Here is a 17,354-nt window from a genome sequence, read left to right as displayed (position 1 = left end):
GGTAGTATGTATTTGGTTCGATGAGTATACTGTATAGAGGAATCGTGACAATTAGCAATGCTGGATAGCCTGTTATATTGCTATATCTAAGAAATGACGCAAACCGATTAAGTTAGCTGCACTGAACAAAGGAGCATCTGTAACGTGGATAGTGTTGAGTTCGTCGACTATATTGAACCCTACATTGAAGCATCTGTAGATTACATTGTGCAGTATATGCAACAGGAGGGGCTGTATACAGGTCATCGCAATGATGCGTTCTGGAATATGTTGTTTGAAGAGATTAGACACTTTCTGATACGTACATATGATACTTATGAGGTTGAAGAGCTGCCTGAAGCCGAGGCTACCATGTGCTGGGCCTTTGGCTATCATGATGATGATATAGCTGGCTGGAGCTGGATCCGTGGCGAAGAGAAACATGCTCGTTATGAAGAAGGGCCAATCATTCGTGCGTTGATCAATTCTCGTATAAGTGTGCCTTTATTCTACGAGAGATATCCCAAAAATCATTGGATTGAGATCTGGTATGGACCAGGCACTATCAAATTGATCAGAAATGAAGGTGAGCGCAAATTGCTCACCATGCCCGGCTTCATGGAGGCTCGTATCGAGCTGATGCAGCGCCGGCTCAACGAATACTATAGCAAAGACCACCAGGAAGAACGAGAAATTGAGGCAGAGGATGCTGAAGGTATCGTGGTAAAAATGCGCCAGAAGCTACATGCCGAGCTACCCGGTGGCCAGAAAGTCTATTACTACACCTGCCAGATTGAGCAGCCGCGTGGTTTAATCCAGTTCAGTAGTGAAAAGTTTCCCTCCCAATCCCTCGATGAACTTATTTTGATGCTCTGCTATGATGTGGCGGGTTTTGAGCGCTTCTTCACCCGCAATCGTTTTGAGGAATTGATTGGCCCTCATGGCAGTAAAAATGCTATCGCTGGCTGGCAGGTTGTCTCGCAAGCACAACAGGTAGCACTGGAACGTATTAAGTCGCAAGATGGTGAGCGCCAGGCTTGATTAAATCTCCACTCTAGCCTTTGGACTGACGAATGCATGGTTAGCATCCGTCAGCTGGGGTGGTATGTTAATACGCAGGTTGTTTGATTTGTGAGCGTTGTTCGCGCATCAGCCAGACATAGCCATCTTCCAGGCCTGGCTCTGTCTGCGTGGCGCTCACCCCTTCTATCCGGTTGATGGAGGCTTCATCGCCAACCACCCGATATTGTATGCCCCGCTCAGTATGTATGGTTGAGACAACAATGAGATCGCCCTGCGGCTTTTGACCCTGAGTGGTAAGGAGCCAGACCTTGCCGGTCGTCTGCCGTATTAGCTCAGCCGTCGTGCCGTGAAAAATAACTTCACCGGTCCGCATGACCGCCAATTTATGACATGTCTGAGCTATATCCTCAACGATATGGGTTGAGAGCAACACAGTGCGATTTTCCCCCAGATCGCTGAGCAGATTGCGAAAGCGAATCCTCTCCTCTGGGTCCAGGCCAGCGGTTGGCTCATCCACGATCAAGAGCTGAGGATTATTGAGTAGCGCCTGCGCGATGCCAACGCGGCGTTTCATTCCTCCTGAGTAGGTTTTCAATTTTCTATGGGCCACATCGCTCAGTGAGACCATTTCGAGCAGCTCCGCGACTCGGGCTTTGCGCTGCTGGCGATCGTTCAAGTCCTTCAAAATGCCAACATAATCCAGAAATTCACGCGCGCTTAGATCTGGATACATCCCTAAATCCTGGGGCAAATAACCCAGCGTCCGTTTAATTGCTGTACGGCCTTTTTCTGTTGTGCCATCATATTGGCCTACCTGGATGCTACCGGAAGAAGGATAGAGGATGCCTGCTAGTATGCGCATCAAGGTGGTTTTGCCAGCTCCATTAGGCCCTAACAGGCCAAACATGCCATGTTCAATGGTTAGATCCAGACCCTTTAAGGCTTGTATATTGCCACGATAGGTTTTTGTCAGGCCTTCGAGAATTATTTCCATGCTAGAGCTCCTTGCAGGTGATACTATTATTTATTGCTGTGCTTTTTGCCAGCGCAAAACTTGCCAGAGTACACAGAGAACCAGGATAGCCATACCAACCAGGAGTGAGAGACTTTCCCAGCCTTGAGCTGGGGTGGCATGTAGATTTGTGTTATGCAGCCCAAAGATACCTGTGATCATAAATCTGCCCTCGGGAGTTAGTATGGTGTCCGATATAGTTGGAATTCCGTTGGTGGGGCTTAAGAAGTTGCCCCAGAACCAGTAGCCGACGAAACAAAACTGGTAGAGTGGTACCCACATAATGGAGGGGCAGGCCAGCGAGAAGGCACTGATGAATAGAATGCCCGGCAGGATAATGATGCTGAATACTGGCAGGGCCAATAGGATGCTTTGTATATTTCCTGTGCGATAAAGGATAAAGCCAGTGCCAAGTAGAAAAAAGAAAAGCATCGGCAGTAATGTCGCACTGATACTCCCTAGATACTTTCCTACTAAACGAGCGCTGAGCGCCCCTGGCATGGCTGTAAATAACTCGTCTACCTTTGTACGCCTGTCTCTAGGCAGGCGGTCAGCTATCATACAGCCAAAGGCGGCTGGTAAAAGAAAATTAATCAGAGCGGCCAGTTCAGCCATGGTCTGAGTGATGGGTAATTGCAGGTAGCTATCAGTAAAGAAATTTGTATTTGGCCAGCGAGCATAGAGGGCAATTTCTAATAAGCCTACTAATAACATCGTTATCCACAATGAACGTCGCCGTACTTGCATTAAAAATTCATAGCGAAATGTCCCACCGAATACATTAATCTGAGTGCTCATTCTTCAACGCTTCCTTTCAGCATTCGTTCGCTATTACGTAAGAGTAGCCAGCCCAGCACGAACAAGATGATGGCGGTTGCGGTTAGTTCAATGCGCGTAACCAGAAAGTATTTGTTGTATTGTTCCCACGTGGCATCTGTTTGTGGAAAACCCAGTAAAGTAGCTGGGAAAAGAAGGAATGGACGCAGCCAATCTGTCAAAGCAATGAAGTCTTTGAAGATGATTTCAGCAATCCAGATGCCGCCCAGGAGTGCTACCCCGGCTGTACGACTCTGTAAGAGGAGCGCGAAGCAACTACCAACGGCCAGGCACCAGAGCAAGGGGGCCAGCCAGATCAATTGGATGAGTAGCAATCTGACCAGTGGTGACCAGTTTTGCATAAAGCTGGGCAGGTATATCAGGTGCAGGCCGTTCATGCTGTTAATATAGATGAGCGCCAAGCTTACTGATAGAACGAGGAGACAGCTAAAGCGTAAAACAGCCGTATGATGATATTTATGTGGCACCGTCAGCTGCAGCTCTAAGGCCGCATCCTGGGCGATCACTGTTCCAATGATGGCACCCATGGCGATTGGTAACATCATCTCAACACCGGCCAGTAAAGTGCGCGCCGGATTTACCTGCCTGGAATTGAGCAGAAAGGCGAGCAGCACAAAACCAAGCAATAGCATCAATGGGGTGAGGATGGACCGTTTTCCCAATAGTTTTATCTCATAATAGAGCCGATCTAACAACATAGCTCCCTCCATTTTGTATTTGGTCAGCATTAGATTGATACCAGGCGTGGTTGGCGTGGCGCATACATTACCGCAACGATTAACAAGCAGAGTGCCCCGACAAAGAGCCATGGATTGATTGGGCCGTTAATGGCAAGTGATAAGCCAATACCTGGCATCCCCTTATCCATATGAAAGACCAGCATCTTTAAAGCCTCTACGATCAGGGTAATCAACAATGAGATCCAGGAGCTTATCAGTAGCGAAATTGAAAATGCTATGGATGCAAACAGGATCACTGGTCCAAGCCAGGAATGGATGATCTCCCAAAATCCTCCTCCATGCAGCATGGCCATAATTCCTGAAGCGATGAATGATAGCAGTAGATGGTAGCCAACTACCCAGAGGAACCTGAAAAACATCATGCTACGTATCGAGGTGGCTGTCGAAAGTGTCAACTCCAGGCCCGGATCGTTTTCTCCACCATAGAGAAATGCTGTGCCCGCGCCTGAAGAAATACAGGTAAAGAGGGTCAGATATAATGTAGCATCTTTAATACTGGCGTGGTTAAATAACAACGTTTTGAGACTCAATATGGTCCCTAAGATGATGATAAGGAGACCTCCAATCCAGATACTGCTGTGAAGTAATCTACTTTGCTTTTGAAAAATCACGCCGTAGTGCGCGCAGGTATTTCTTATCTCTTTAAGTGCTGTATGCCCGGCCAGTCTTCTTCTCGTTACTGTTTCAATCATCGGTGTTGGATCCGGGATAGGAGTCAGGGCCTGTTCACTTTCTTGCCTGTTCAGCGCATAGTTTGCCGCCTCACGTACCGTCCCATCAGGATCGTGCCTGGCCAGGCGTAGCAGGGCATTTAATAAGTCTGGTGTTTTTCTATTGAGCTCCCCCAGGGCCAGCACTGCCATCTCACGTACCTCCCATTCGCTGTCATTTAGTGCATGGAGTAGATATTCCAGCGCCGTGCTTTGTGTCATATGACCAAGCACTCTTAGTGCCGCGACCCGTACCAGCCTATGTTCATCCTCCAGGGCAGATTGGAGTAACGCTAATGTCTCCAGATCATCTTGTCCGTCCAGGGATCGTACGGTGGCCGCACGTATCTCCCAGGCTGGATCAGTAAGTCCTTTCTGAAGTTCTGCCAGGGATTGACCGGGCTGTAGATAGGGTTGCCGCTGCTCAAGGCGGTTCAATACGCTAGCAAGAAGGGTGTCTGGAGCTTGTTTTTGATCATGCCAGGTATTTTCTATTTCTTTTGCTGCATTGCACTTTTGGGGTTCCATCGTGTCTCCTTTCGTCCTTCCTGCTCTGGCGCTGCCTCGATGAGCTTACGGAGCTGGCGTATCCCACGTGAGATGGAGGATTTCACTGTTCCGATTGGTTGATCGAGTAAGTCTGCGATCTCTTGATAGCTGAGATGTTCAAAATAATAGCAGGTAATAGTGATGCGATATCTTTCTGGTAGTTGTGCTAGCAGGCATGCTAATTCTTGCTGCTGCTCTATATGTTCAAAGAGCATTTCAGGTTGCTCTTCCATACGATCTTCGATCTCCAGTGCTGCGCCTTCCGCCTCCATATCCAGTGGCACAACGTGCAGCCGTGAGCCTCGTAGCGAATGTGTATAGACATTTAAGGTTACACGATAGAGCCAGGCTTGCAATTTTAATGTACGTATACGCTCGGGGGGATAGTTTTCCAGTGTTACATAAGCGCTTATGAATGCTTCCTGTACAATATCTTCTGCATTTTGCTGACTACCGGACAGGCGATATGCAAAGGTATAGAGACGATGTTGATAGCTCAGTACCATCTGCTGAAAGTGGAGATGCAGGTCGGTAGCGAGCAATATTAATAGATCTTTTTCGTGTTGGCTCATAGCGTGTTTTATAATTTGCTCCACGTAATCAGAAATACGGGCGCTGCTGATAGAGTTTGGTATTCCTGATCGAATAGCATCCCTTCTAATCAGAATTTGTCTTTCCAACTTATAAATACCAAAAGCCGTCTTCGTAGTTGCAATCTAATGCAAGAGTTTTTATAATTGGGACTAGTACTTTGTTGAGCGGCTATATAGTCATCGTTAAATTTTAGATACTGTGCTCGTTTCTATGTTGTAAGTGGAATGTAAGTCTTTCAATAGATTGCATCCAATGAGATGCAAATATGCTGAAAAGTTTCTGTAGACCTTGGCGAAGAATGTGCTTCTTTAGAAGTATATGGGATGGGCAAGTATTCTGAAGTCGCCCTATGTTCTTGGATTTGTCTTTAACTATGAGGAGAGTATATGCAGTGTCGTGTATGTGGAGCGCCCCTCCCACCTGGTGCTAATGCTTGCCCTACCTGTGGTTCAGCTGTACCGATTTCGAATGTCAATGCACCTGGGCAGTTGCCACCAACTGCTTACCCAGGACCTACCCCTCCTACTACTTATGGAAATGCGCCGATGCCTCCGCCCCCAAATTATAATAATAATCCTAATCCCTATCAGCAGAGGCCGTCATCGCCCTACAATCAAGCGGGTCAGGGGGCTCATCGCCCTATAATCAGTTCAAACCAGCGGGCTCATCGCCTTACAATCAAGCGAGTCAGGGGGGGCATCGCCCTATAATCAGCCCGGGCAGCAATATCCACCATCATCCTTTAATCAGCCTGGAGGATATTCTGGCGGTCCATCATATGCGGCGGCTCCAGGCCCTGGTGCGCCTTATGCTCCACCCGCTAAGAAGAAGAAATCGCGCGCAGGTTTGATTATTACTATTTTGGCATTGGTACTGATAATTGCCTGTGTAGGTTCCGTGGTATTTGTAAATAAATATATTAATGGCAATACCACCGACACCAATACGAATACCCCGACGGTCACAACTCCATCGGGAAATCCAATTGACCCTCAGGCTTCGGCAATTATTATCCATCCCCAGACGGCAGGTGCCATTGATAAGACAACCCTGGAGCCAAAGGCGGGCACAATCAAAACAACCTTTAAAGTCAATGATCCCATTTATGTCACTTTTAACCTTGACCCTAATAAGTATGATGTGACAAAAGAGAAATCCTGGGTGAATGTGCGCTTCTATAAGGGTAAGCAGAGTATTTTGAAGGACGATCCGTTGGCTGTAGATAAAGAAGAAACCGTCGGCTACTTTGGTGCACAATATTATCTGGCTACCCCGGATGGAGCAGCTGAGATCTATTGGTGCCATACATCGACATGCAGTGATGGAAAGTTGGCCCAGGTGGTGCATTTTACGGTGACTAACTAATAAGTAGCACACCTATATAAAAATGAGGACGGGGTGTCCTGGTGGTAAATCTTGCCCTGTCCTTATTTTTCTCCCCATATGGTCGTGAGATGCCAGTGCGCACGGAAATTAGTGTCGAGCATCTCTCTAAAGGCTCTCTGGCAGATTTCCCAAAAATCCTCTTTTGTACTTGTAATATTCTGCCACTTTAGTATGAATGGCTCATAGAGCGCGCACAATGTCCTGTAGTTTTCATACATTCTTTTGTTCGCACTTGCTCTGGCCGAAAAATCCAGTCTATACGGTTTTAGTTGAATAGATTTAAATCTATGTTGTTGCAAAAGTTGCTGGATGAGCTGGGAATTATGGAATGCCCCTTTCCCATTAGAGCATACCTGTTGGCCGGCGTTGGCAAATGCGGTCGAGATGACCATGTTCAGGTTATGCAAGGCTGGCATATTGCATTCAATGGTTTCGCTGACAATCAGCCGTAAGGTTCCTCCGCTATGCAGCAAGCTATGGCTATTGAGGATAATTGCGGTGTAGTATGATGGAATAAGCGATCCAAGAATCAAGTTTAGATTGATCAGATCGAAAGACTCTGCCGGGAAGTTTAACTCGTTAAGGATATCCATGGCATAAAAATGGACATTGGCTAATCTGCGTACCCTGGCATGCGCTCGGGCATAGTCGATCGCCGCCTCATTTATATCGACGCCAGATACCTCTATCTGTGGATAACCCTGGGCCACATCCAGCGCCCAGCTGCCTGGACCACAGGAAATATCTAGTATGGTGTAGGTTTCTATCAGGTCAGCGGGCTCTCGTTCCGTAAATAATCCACCCATAGCCTCTGTTAATAAACGACTTAAATCGAATAAGTGCGCTATCTGGGCTGCATTACCAGGATCGGCCTGGTGCGATGCGTGATTGTGTTCTTCACAGGATTCATGTGCTACCATGGATATCTCCGTTTGTGGTGTTGGTGATTGACGTAGGATGTACATGTGCTACATGGGTGACATGGACGTTGGCCTCAAGCATAGCTCCCACAGAGCAGTAACGTTTTTCTACCAGTTCCAATGCTCGTTTGACCACATCTGCATTGATATTCGGCCCACTAAAATGGTGCTCTACTGTAATGGTGTGAAAAATTTGTGGTGGCTGCGGCGTTTTTTCTCCCGTTACCTGTATAGTATATTCAGTAATAGTTTGTTTCATTTTATGTAATATGGGCATGATTGCCATACCCGCACAGCCTGCCAGGGCGGCCAGCAGCAACTCGGTGGGGCAAGGCCCCTGGCTCTCTTCTGGACTGATATCCGCCGTATCTAATAGCATACTGTGCCCGGAGCCCGTTTTGATCGCAAAGCTGAGTCCACTACCTGACTTTGCCTGTACATTCATAGTTGTATTCATGGATTTCTTACTCCCTTTGAATAAGATTACGCATCATTGAGCGTTTGGTTGTTGCCATAGCCGAGTTTCCTTATACTAGAGTTTATGGTGGTTAGAGTGGTATGGCATCTCACATGAAAAGTGGATCTTCGCGTATACGTATACGTCATTTATAATTGTGGTTGAGCTATCAGTTAGAAAGGATGCTAATACATTTATGATGCAGATTGAGCCAATTATATTAACGGGCAAACTGGTACATTTAGAGCCATTACAATTGAGTCACGCTGAAGATTTGTTGCGGGCGGCCCGGTCACCTGAAACCTGGACCTATATGCCTGCCGATCCTTCTCTCTCTGCCGCGCAGATGGAGCAATGGATTGCTGAGGCATTGAGTCTGCAACGGGCTGGTGAGTGTTTGCCATTTGCCATTATTGATCGGCGCGATGGCCATGCGATTGGATCAACGCGCTATTTGAATATTATGCTTAAGGATTATGGTTTGGAGATTGGCTGGACCTGGATCGCTCCGGAAGTGAGGCGTACCGGTGTGAATACCGAGTGTAAATATTTATTGTTGCGCCATGCTTTTGAGGAGCTACAGGCTATTCGTGTGCAGTTGAAGACTGATAGCCGCAATCTGCGCTCACAGCGTGCCATAGAACGAATTGGGGGCGTCAAAGAAGGGGTGTTGCGTAATCATATGATTATGCCCGATGGCTATTATCGCCATTCGGTCTACTATAGCATTATCAATACTGAATGGGCCCAGGTTAAAGCTGGGCTGGAAGAAAAAATGCAATAGAATTATTGCATTTTTTCTTCTGTCCAACAGGCTACTATATATATTTATCTTGCATACATGCACTACGCGCCTGAAAATCATTCAATTGTGTGCAGAAAATGAGATTTGCTCATTTTCTGCACACAATTGAATGTAAGTGGTATTAATTGAGTTATTTTTATAATAAGTGACGACAGATGTGCAGAGCACGTCTGTTGTCACTTATTATTTATCTGTTGATGAGTCGCAGATGCAATATGCAGCTGGCATATGAACTACGCCCTAAAGGTAAGGCAATGCCTTGATTCATCAGGGCGGCGCCAGAATATTCCTGTGTTTCATTATCGGTCTGGCCTAGAGATTGTACACTGTAGCGAGCGGTTGGCTGTAAGCCCTGTAGACGTAAGCGGGGCGCGACCTCCCAGAAGGGATTGGTGCGCCTGAAGGCGAAGACTACCGCTTCAGAGGCGTCAGTGGTGAGGCTTTCTACGGCAGCCCAGTTACCTTCGGTGGCCGTGGGTGAGATCAGCCAGCTTTGTTCGCCATCCTGTACAATGGGACGAATTTGTTTGTAGACCGCAATCCAACGTTTGGCCTCTGCCAGGTCCTCTTTACTCCAGTGCATTAAGTGCCCGCCGATGCCCAGCATACCCATCATTGCGACATGGAAGCGATAGGAGAGCGGGATCTCATTCCAGACGCGATCGCTGGGGGTGTCGGTGACCCAGTCACCCATGACACGGCCGGGTAGGATGTGAGAGATGCCTTCCTGGATGAAGAGACGGGCATCTGGATGCGTATTGTCGCTGGACCATACCTGGTCTGTACGTTCCAGGATACCCAGGTCGGCGCGGCTACCACCGCTGGAACAGGATTCGATGCTGAGGTTGGGATGACGTGCCCGGAGGGTATCCATGATAGTATAAACGCCCTCAACATGCCGTACCCATACTTCTCGTCCGTTATTGCCAGCTGCGACATATTCGGGCCAGCCAGGCTCTGAGATAGGCCTGTTCATATCCCATTTGATGAAGCTGACGTTATGATCACCAATCAATTTATCCAGTACCGTAATCAAGTATTCCTGTACATCCTGGCGTCCAACATTGAGGACAAGTTGGTTGCGCGCCTCACTGCGGGGCCGGTTGGGGAAATGATAGATCCAGTCTGGATGTGCTCGGTATAGATCGCTATCGGGATTGACCATCTCTGGTTCGACCCAGATACCAAATTGCATCCCTAGCTCATTGACACGGTTGACCAATGGTTGCAGGCCATTAGGAAATTTCTGTGGATCGATGCGCCAATCGCCGAGTCCAGCATGATCGTGGTTGCGCGCTGGAAACCAGCCATCATCTACTACAAAGAGCTCGACTCCCAGTTCTGCTGCCCGTTCAGCCAGTTTACTCTGTCCTTCTTCAGTGACATCAAAGAAGGTTGCTTCCCAGGAATTATAGAGTACGGGCCGTGGTTGGCTGGCCTGGGGCTGGGGCAGTACATGCTCACGGATATAACGATGCAGGCGGTGGCGGCTCCCATTGATACCATCCTGGGCAAAACCAGCCACAAAATCTGGTGTCTCAAAGCTTTGTTGTCCAGCCAGCGTCCAGGCAAAATCATGGTCATGGATACCACCAGCGATTGCGGTCTCCCCAGTGATGCGTGTACTGACACGTAAGTTCCAGCTACCGCTCCAGGCGATGGTGCCAAAGTATACCTCGCTCAGTTGCTCCGTGGCTTGAGTATCAATGGCAAACCAGGGATAGGCATTGGAGCCGGTCACGCCTTTGCGCGACTCGATCTGTACCGTACCTGCTACCACTGGTTGCCGTTGAATGCGTGTCTCTCCTCCCCAGTGACCAGCCAGGGTGGTAAGGTGCCGAGGCGTAAACTGCGCTGGCAGATGCCAGACGGCCGAGAATGCCCTTTCCAGCAGAATTGCCTCATCGCCCTTATTATGGAAGCTGGCAGAGCGAATGATCAGATCGTTTTTGCTATCGACGCGATAAGAAAGTATAACATCTAACGGATAAACGGCGTCCCGTAAGCGCAGGCGCAGTTCTGGCAATCCCTGGCGCTCACCAATCTCCGCGCCCTCAAAGCGCAGATCGATATCGCGTGTGCCATCGGCAAATACAGCCTGGGCTGCGAACTCACCATAGCGTAACCCGCCCAGGGCGGGATATTCCTCGCGCGCCAATGTCAGGGTTACATCTTGAGAACTCCGTTCCGCTGGCAGTTGAACGGACGGAAGATCGTTAAACGATGGCAGGCGTGCGCCCCAATATAATTGCAGGAGTAATCCCTCTTCAGTAACTCCCAGTGCGTAGCTGCTATGCTCGGTCACCAATAGCCAGCTCTTATTTCCGGCTTGTTGATGAATCCCAGTTGCAATCTCCCCGGTAATCTTATCGGTTTGCATATTGATCTTTATCCTTCTTTTACCGTTTATATAGTATAAGTGTAATCGCTTTGGTATAAGTTAGCGTTTCTATTAAATCCTGTCAATGCCTGGCCTGTATCAATCCGGTCCCCCGCTTTTATTTTCCTTATTATCTTCAAGCAGCAAAATAGGAGAAAAATTCCAAAGGGTGAATTCTACAATTCTTTATGCTATACTTTCACTAGTCTCTCTTATGGAGTAACAAGCTATAATAGAGCTTAAAATGAAAGTCTGATTTGAGGAAGTGGTGGATTGGAGGGCGAGAAAAAGATGCTCGATTTAAATGATCCAGTTGTTAAGCTATTTTTTACTGATGGTGGTAATGGAACCTGGAGATGTAAAAATGGCGTCATACTCCTTGGGGCTAATCTGACCTTCTATCGTTGTAATGGTGGCCCGGCTATATTTGGTATTCCTCTCACAAATGAAATACGCTTGCCGCAATATCCGAATACGGCTATTGTGCCATGTGAACGGGCGATTATTGCGTTTGACCCTGAGCGTAAAATTGATGCTCCTCCTATCAATAGTCCATGCTATCTACTCCATATCGAGTCGGGAGTCGGTCAGCAACTCTTACTCCAACGTTCAAATGCGCTGATCCAAAGCCTTTCAACTAAATTGACTCAGATCCATTCCCTGTCTCAGATCTAAATTCCCCACTGAGGAGAGCCAGCCCGGTTCTCCTCTCCCGTTTACTTCGCCTCCAGTGCATATCCTCTCCCATCTCTCTTCTATAAGCATTAAATGCGTGCATTTATATATATGAGTTTATGAATAATGTTACCATTATAAACAAAACTACCTTTTCTATAAGTGTACAATGTGCTAGAAGTGTGATATAGTGTTTTACTTATTGGACCATTTCTTTATAAGGCTGAGATCTAAAGATCATTATTGATGAACCTATGTGAATAGCTATTGTAAAGCGGCTATTCTTACCTTGTATTTACTCTCTTTTTTTGCTACTGACGTGATGTGATGTGGGGAGGAGGTGGTTGACTATATTGAGGATGCTTTGATTGGATTGTGAGTGATTTGGCTTCTTGTATTAGAAGAAAGGAGTAATACAATCGTATGACTCAGATAACACAGACACGCATGCATATCGGCCCCATCCAGATTGGCATCATTGTGTGTGCGCTGGCTACAGCGTTGATTCACCTTTATGCGGCAGTTCAGCCAGGCGAAGATTTACGTACCTGGTTTATCCTCAATTGTATAGGCTACCTTGTTCTACTGGCTGCATTGTTTCTGCCTCAATTGCTTGCTTATCATCGATTGATCAATTATGTCTTGATTGCCTATACAGCGATCACAATTATTATGTGGTTTCTGATTGGCTTGCCATCTGAACCTATTGGCTATGTGACCAAAATCATTGAAGTGGCCTTGATTGCATTTCTGGTGGCCGAGGACCTGCAGGGGCGCCGGCATTCCTCAACCTTTTCTGCCTGATGTAGTCGTGCCAGCCTTTCGTTTTCCTACTCTACTATTGTTAGTTACGGGATTATCCCATTTTTAAGGTGCAGGGATGCATCACCCCCTCCTTATTCCCCTACGCTTATATAATCGTTCCTTCTTGCTTATCCCTTCTCCTCTGAAGCCTTGTGTGGCTGGTGCATCCGTGCTTGCGGTTGTGCCAGCCATTTTTGTATCTGGTCTGAGCCAATAAGATAGGTGGAAAGCCTAGCGAATGTACATATAGTGATAGATGTGTTGAACAACAGATAGAACATATAAGGGCTGGTAGGGTAAGTTGTGCTGGCTAGATAGAATGGTTTAGATATCATCCCTGGTTTCACGAAAGCGATTGTTGGTGTAGCGAGTTACTACTTTGCGCCAGAAGGCCTGTGCTGACTCGTTTTCTACATCTTGTCGTACGCGCCAGCGGCCTGGAAACATATCAAAAATATGATGCGCCACCACCTGTCCCAATCCTTGATGGCGGTATTTGCGTAAAATAAAGAACTCGATCATACTATAGGTCGCAGGCTCTTCTATTTTTTGTACCAACACAAAACCAGCTAATTTATGTTCTACGCGGATCAAAAATGGGAAGCGGTTGGCATCGGTCCAATAGTGGTCTAAATAGGGATAGTCGAAGAGTCCGTTATCACCAATACTTTTGGCTGTAAACTCGCTATAATCATGCTGGCAAAGCTCTAGCAGGTTCCTGACAATAAATTTCTCTTCGTTCGAGGCAATATTAATTTCAACCTTCATACTACAAATGCCTTTTCGTATGTAGTAGTGTGCGGTGGAGAGGCGGCCGTGGCTGCCTCTCCACCGCACACTACAAACGAGAAATATTAAAGAGAATGTTGCCTCAGGCCTTTTTGGCCTGGCGCATGATCTCTTTGAGCTGCTCGTAGTGCATCTCGCCATGTACTAGCCCGAGTGCGTAGCTACCAATGGCGTTCATAGGACCAAGAAATGGGACGCGAACAGTCGTGGTTGTGAGGTCAGGCTTGTCCGGCCATGCTTCCAGATAGGCATTTGTGATGCGCTGACTTTCGTGTAAGCGGGCCTGTAGCTGCTCTACCGTCGTAATGCTTTCCCAGGGCGTCTCGGTGTGCAGGCGTTGCTCGATGGCAAAGCCACGTGTGAGCAGCGCGGCTGAAGCGGCTCCCTCTTCCAGAGACGCCGTCAGGTGAGCGATAACGTGTCCCAGGGTCCAACCATGTTCGCCTTCTCCTGCCTGAGGATCTTCGGGGACCAGGGTGACATCGGCATCGCTGACATTAGCGATGATGGCCTGTATTGTGCTGAAGAGCTCGTTGGTTTCAGCGCGCAGATCAGCATAGGTGAGCGATTTCGTAAGGTCGTTATATGAAGCTTTTCCTGCGCGTAAAGCCCCAAAGTCAATTTGTAACATATATAAACTCCATCTGTTAAAAGTTGTATTGCTGGCGAGAAGAATTTCTGACCGCTAACAAATACTCTCTTATATATGCACAAAACCAGTTGTATTGCCAATAGAGTATTAAACTTTATTTGTTGGGTGTCGGTGTTGGCGTGGGGGCTCGCAGCGGTAGATTGAAGCCCCAGTTGAGTAGTTGCGGTGCATCTTCAAAACGGTCGGTTTTCTCCTTACCCTGGAGCAGTACACCAATCAGTGTGTGTTTGGAGTTTTTGGCGGCGAATACCAGGCAAGAGCCGGCCTCAACGGTAAAGCCAGTTTTAACCCCGATGGTTCCTGGATAGGATTGTAGCAGATCATTGGTGGTGTCCCAGCTGTAGGGTCCGTGATCGGTGGTGGCGGGCAACTGGTAGTGCTGAATCTGGACAATCTGGGCAAAGATCGGGTTGCGCAGGGCGTAGCGGGTGAGCTGGGCCAGGTCGGCGGCCGTCGTATATTCATTGGGATCAGGCTTTTTATCGGCTCCTATATAATAAGTGAGCCCATCCGGATTGATATAGTGGGTATTGTTCATATGCAGTTTATGCGCATAGCTATTCATGATTTTTACAAAATTGGCAGGACTACCGCTGATGGTATCCGCAATCGCAATCGCGGCATCATCGCCAGAAGGTAGTAGCAGGCCATAGAGCAGATCGATCATGTGTACCTTATCGCCGGCTTTGAGATTGGCTGAACTTCCCAGATTAGCGCTTACCTCTTTAACCGCATCGTCTTTGACTGTCACTATCTGGTCGGGTTGGCTATTCTCTAGCGCGATCACCGCCGTCATGATCTTTGTGGTACTGGCCATCGGTAATCTCTCATTGCCACGGATATTGGCCAGCACATTGTTGGTGTCGGCGTCCAGTAGATAGACGACCGGTGATTTCACGGCTGGAGGCGTCAGGCCGTTGGCGCTTAAAATCGGCTGTGGCGTCGGCGTTGGCGTTGGATTGAAGGTACTGATAATTTTGGGTCCGAGTGGCGTGAAAATCATCAGTGGTATGGTCAGTATAATTTCAAGCGCAAGGACAAATAAGACGGTTGCAACGACAAGTCGCTTCATGGCGAAGTACTAACCTCGTGTTTCTAATCAGTATATGCAGGTAAATAAAATTTAGTAGAATATACTTCTATATACTCAGTTATGTGCCCGATTTGGGTATTCAACCTTACATCATGAAGCGCAGTGGTGTCAGGATGTGTTCACTCAACTTGGTGTACCACGGTCGGTGATGCCATCGATCAGCGGTAAGTTCAATTACATCCGCTGTATCACAAGCAAAAAGTCGCTCCATTTGCTGGGCGAATTCTGAACTATAGATCTCCACATTAATCTCATAATTGCCAATGGAGCTCAAGCGGTCCAGATTGGCGGTTCCGATGGTAGACCACTGACCGTCGATGGTGCAGGTTTTAGCGTGTAGCATGGCATGCCGGTAACCCAAAATATGGATACCTGCGTCCAGGCACTCGCTAAAATAGCTGTGCGAGATCCAGTCAGCTACCACGTGATTGGAGGTCCATGGAACCAGAATCCGTACATCGACACCGCGCTGCGATGCCGCCTTTAATGAATCTAGCAGGCTGCCATCGGGCACAAAATAGGCATTGGAGAGATAGATTGAGTGCTCGGCGCGATTGATCGCTTCGATATACATATCGCGAATTGGAAAGGTCAGGCGCAGCGCATCATTGCCGTGTAGATTGATCAGTGGATCAAAGCGGCGCTGGTACTGGCGTTTGATTGGTTCATTTTTAGGGCCGAAGCGGTTCCAAAAATCAGTAAATGAGCGGGCAATCTCAGCCGAGGCTGGCCCTTGAATTCGCAGGTGCGTATCCCGCCAGGAACTCGCGTACAGGCTACCAATGTTGTAGCCACCAATAAAACTTGTCTTCCCATCCACGATCAACAATTTGCGATGATCTAAGGCATAGCGTCGCGGATCAAGCATGTGGCGATATAAGCCGAAAGCCCGATATTCCATCAAGTGGATTGCAGGATCAAAGGAGGTTTTAAAATCGCGTGGCACCACCAGGTTTCCGATACGATCAAAGATTACATAGACCTCCACCCCTTCAGCCGCCTTGTGTGCCAGGTGTGTCTTGAAATCCCAGCCCGCCTCGTCGTCCTTCCAGATATAGGACTCGATATAAATACTCTCCTGGGCACTATCGATCGCTTCTAGCATGGCCTTATAGAGATCTTCTCCATAGCCATATATTTGGAGGCGATTCGCCCCTACTTGAACCTCTTTGAGCTCTATTGATGGGAAGCTGCGTTGTTTTTTGTTGCGATCGCGGATAGCTGAGATCACCAGCAGAATAGTTGCTGTGATGATCTGGGCCGAAAAAATACTGATAATAATATTGCGGATGAGAATGGTTGCCGAGAAATTTTTCTGCCAGAATTTTAGAAATTGCAGGTTCTGCTGTATTTTTTTTAGTGGGACATTATGACCTGGTTTTGTGAATTTCATCCCGCGTTTTTGAATATTCATCCGTGTAATTCAATCTACCATAGATTTATAGCGACAATAAAAATTGGGTCTTTTGTTTTTATTATAGCATGGAGTGATGCAGTGGGCGTAAAAATAGAGGATAATAAGGCAAAATAGCTAACCCATGGCAAAGGCTCAACCGATTAAGCAATAGATTGAATTGGCCAGACCAGCACGTCTAAGCGCTGAGAATAATAGAGCAGGGGAGCCGTGTCTGGCAGTTGGATGTTGTGTGAGCGCGCCATTGTGTTGCGCGTTGCCTCCATTTCAGCTGGTTGTAACGGCCAGTTAAGGTGATGGATATCTGCCCTGTAGAGCCGGGAGCCTACATTGGTGTAGAGACAATAACGGTCTGTGAGCCAGGATTCGATTGAGGCGCGCTGTGCATAGGCTATGTCTCCGGTGGGTCGGTAGCGGGCGACGAAATCGGCGTGTGGAGCGCCTTTGTGGGTGCGCTGGCTGCTATAATAGATGGTATCCTCCACGCGCTTGCATTCCATCAAAGCATTAAGACCTTATCCGAAAACCAGTGATA

The 17,354-nt window shown here is 47.6% G+C and carries 19 protein-coding genes; 6 read left to right on the top strand and 13 right to left on the bottom strand.

What is annotated here, in order from left to right:
- Positions 1-144: 144 nt before the first annotated feature.
- On the top strand, positions 145-1,020 hold the full coding sequence (locus EL645_RS31345; protein ID WP_126556357.1) for a hypothetical protein: 876 nt from the start codon (positions 145-147) through the stop codon (positions 1,018-1,020).
- 67 nt (positions 1,021-1,087) lie between these two features.
- Here the strand turns inward: EL645_RS31345 and EL645_RS31340 are convergent, their stop codons facing one another.
- From EL645_RS31340 to EL645_RS31320, 5 genes are read right to left on the bottom strand one after another with little or no spacing between them, the layout of a single operon-like run.
- Positions 1,088-1,996, bottom strand: a complete 909-nt coding sequence (locus EL645_RS31340) for an ABC transporter ATP-binding protein (RefSeq protein ID WP_126556353.1) — start codon at positions 1,994-1,996, stop codon at positions 1,088-1,090.
- 30 nt (positions 1,997-2,026) lie between these two features.
- A complete protein-coding gene (locus tag EL645_RS31335; protein ID WP_126556350.1) occupies positions 2,027-2,812 on the bottom strand; it encodes a hypothetical protein in 786 nt (261 codons plus the stop codon).
- Positions 2,809-3,549, bottom strand: a complete 741-nt coding sequence (locus tag EL645_RS31330; protein WP_126556347.1) for a hypothetical protein — start codon at positions 3,547-3,549, stop codon at positions 2,809-2,811. Before EL645_RS31330 ends, EL645_RS31335 begins: the two co-directional genes overlap by 4 nt.
- A 29-nt stretch (positions 3,550-3,578) precedes the next feature.
- The gene (locus tag EL645_RS31325) at positions 3,579-4,829 is read right to left on the bottom strand and encodes a HEAT repeat domain-containing protein (protein ID WP_126556344.1); all 1,251 of its coding nucleotides are present in this window, start codon (positions 4,827-4,829) and stop codon (positions 3,579-3,581) included.
- Positions 4,793-5,422 carry an RNA polymerase sigma factor gene (locus EL645_RS31320; protein WP_126556341.1) on the bottom strand — a complete coding sequence of 210 codons (630 nt, stop codon included), beginning with the start codon at positions 5,420-5,422 and terminating at the stop codon, positions 4,793-4,795. Before EL645_RS31320 ends, EL645_RS31325 begins: the two co-directional genes overlap by 37 nt.
- A 408-nt stretch (positions 5,423-5,830) precedes the next feature.
- On the opposite strand from EL645_RS31320, the gene EL645_RS31315 reads away from it, so the two are divergent.
- Both EL645_RS31315 and EL645_RS31310 read left to right on the top strand, forming a co-directional pair.
- Positions 5,831-6,154, top strand: coding sequence for a zinc-ribbon domain-containing protein (locus EL645_RS31315; protein ID WP_126556338.1), 324 nt, complete (start codon positions 5,831-5,833; stop codon positions 6,152-6,154).
- A 136-nt stretch (positions 6,155-6,290) separates the two neighbouring features.
- Complete coding sequence (locus EL645_RS31310) at positions 6,291-6,809, top strand: hypothetical protein (RefSeq protein ID WP_126556335.1); 519 nt, start codon at positions 6,291-6,293, stop codon at positions 6,807-6,809.
- Positions 6,810-6,871: 62 nt separating this feature from the next.
- On the opposite strand, the gene EL645_RS31305 is transcribed toward EL645_RS31310, so the two are convergent.
- Both EL645_RS31305 and EL645_RS31300 read right to left on the bottom strand, forming a co-directional pair.
- Positions 6,872-7,750 (bottom strand): class I SAM-dependent methyltransferase, encoded by an 879-nt coding sequence (locus EL645_RS31305; protein ID WP_161977846.1) that lies wholly within the window; start codon positions 7,748-7,750, stop codon positions 6,872-6,874.
- A complete protein-coding gene (locus EL645_RS31300) occupies positions 7,737-8,207 on the bottom strand; it encodes an OsmC family protein (protein ID WP_126556330.1) in 471 nt (156 codons plus the stop codon). Before EL645_RS31300 ends, EL645_RS31305 begins: the two co-directional genes overlap by 14 nt.
- 196 nt (positions 8,208-8,403) lie before the next feature.
- Here EL645_RS31300 and EL645_RS31295 point away from each other — a divergent pair, with 196 nt between their 5' ends.
- Complete coding sequence (locus tag EL645_RS31295) at positions 8,404-8,991, top strand: GNAT family N-acetyltransferase (RefSeq protein WP_126556327.1); 588 nt, start codon at positions 8,404-8,406, stop codon at positions 8,989-8,991.
- 208 nt (positions 8,992-9,199) lie between these two features.
- On the opposite strand, the gene EL645_RS31290 is transcribed toward EL645_RS31295, so the two are convergent.
- Positions 9,200-11,392 carry an alpha-galactosidase gene (locus EL645_RS31290; RefSeq protein WP_126556324.1) on the bottom strand — a complete coding sequence of 731 codons (2,193 nt, stop codon included), beginning with the start codon at positions 11,390-11,392 and terminating at the stop codon, positions 9,200-9,202.
- A 291-nt stretch (positions 11,393-11,683) separates the two neighbouring features.
- Between EL645_RS31290 and EL645_RS31285 the strand changes: the two genes are divergently transcribed.
- Both EL645_RS31285 and EL645_RS31280 read left to right on the top strand, forming a co-directional pair.
- Entirely contained in the window at positions 11,684-12,067 is a 384-nt protein-coding gene (locus EL645_RS31285) for a hypothetical protein (RefSeq protein WP_126556321.1), read from the top strand.
- Positions 12,068-12,490: 423 nt separating this feature from the next.
- Positions 12,491-12,871, top strand: a complete 381-nt coding sequence (locus EL645_RS31280) for a hypothetical protein (RefSeq protein WP_126556318.1) — start codon at positions 12,491-12,493, stop codon at positions 12,869-12,871.
- A 324-nt stretch (positions 12,872-13,195) separates the two neighbouring features.
- On the opposite strand, the gene EL645_RS31275 is transcribed toward EL645_RS31280, so the two are convergent.
- From EL645_RS31275 to EL645_RS31255, 5 genes are all read right to left on the bottom strand, one after another.
- Complete coding sequence (locus tag EL645_RS31275) at positions 13,196-13,639, bottom strand: GNAT family N-acetyltransferase (protein WP_126556314.1); 444 nt, start codon at positions 13,637-13,639, stop codon at positions 13,196-13,198.
- Positions 13,640-13,742: 103 nt separating this feature from the next.
- Positions 13,743-14,291 (bottom strand): DinB family protein, encoded by a 549-nt coding sequence (locus EL645_RS31270; RefSeq protein WP_126556311.1) that lies wholly within the window; start codon positions 14,289-14,291, stop codon positions 13,743-13,745.
- A 115-nt stretch (positions 14,292-14,406) separates the two neighbouring features.
- The gene (locus EL645_RS31265) at positions 14,407-15,384 is read right to left on the bottom strand and encodes a D-alanyl-D-alanine carboxypeptidase family protein (protein WP_126556308.1); all 978 of its coding nucleotides are present in this window, start codon (positions 15,382-15,384) and stop codon (positions 14,407-14,409) included.
- A gap of 106 nt (positions 15,385-15,490) precedes the next feature.
- The gene (locus EL645_RS31260; RefSeq protein ID WP_161977845.1) at positions 15,491-16,798 is read right to left on the bottom strand and encodes a phospholipase D-like domain-containing protein; all 1,308 of its coding nucleotides are present in this window, start codon (positions 16,796-16,798) and stop codon (positions 15,491-15,493) included.
- A 164-nt stretch (positions 16,799-16,962) separates the two neighbouring features.
- The gene (locus tag EL645_RS31255) at positions 16,963-17,319 is read right to left on the bottom strand and encodes a DUF2071 domain-containing protein (protein WP_136625323.1); all 357 of its coding nucleotides are present in this window, start codon (positions 17,317-17,319) and stop codon (positions 16,963-16,965) included.
- Between the last annotated feature and the right edge of the window lie 35 nt (positions 17,320-17,354).

Source organism: Dictyobacter kobayashii, from assembly GCF_003967555.1.
GTDB classification, from domain to species: domain Bacteria; phylum Chloroflexota; class Ktedonobacteria; order Ktedonobacterales; family Ktedonobacteraceae; genus Dictyobacter; species Dictyobacter kobayashii.
The sequence above is the reverse complement of the archived record's forward strand: the minus strand, read 5'-3'. Positions and strand labels throughout refer to the sequence as shown.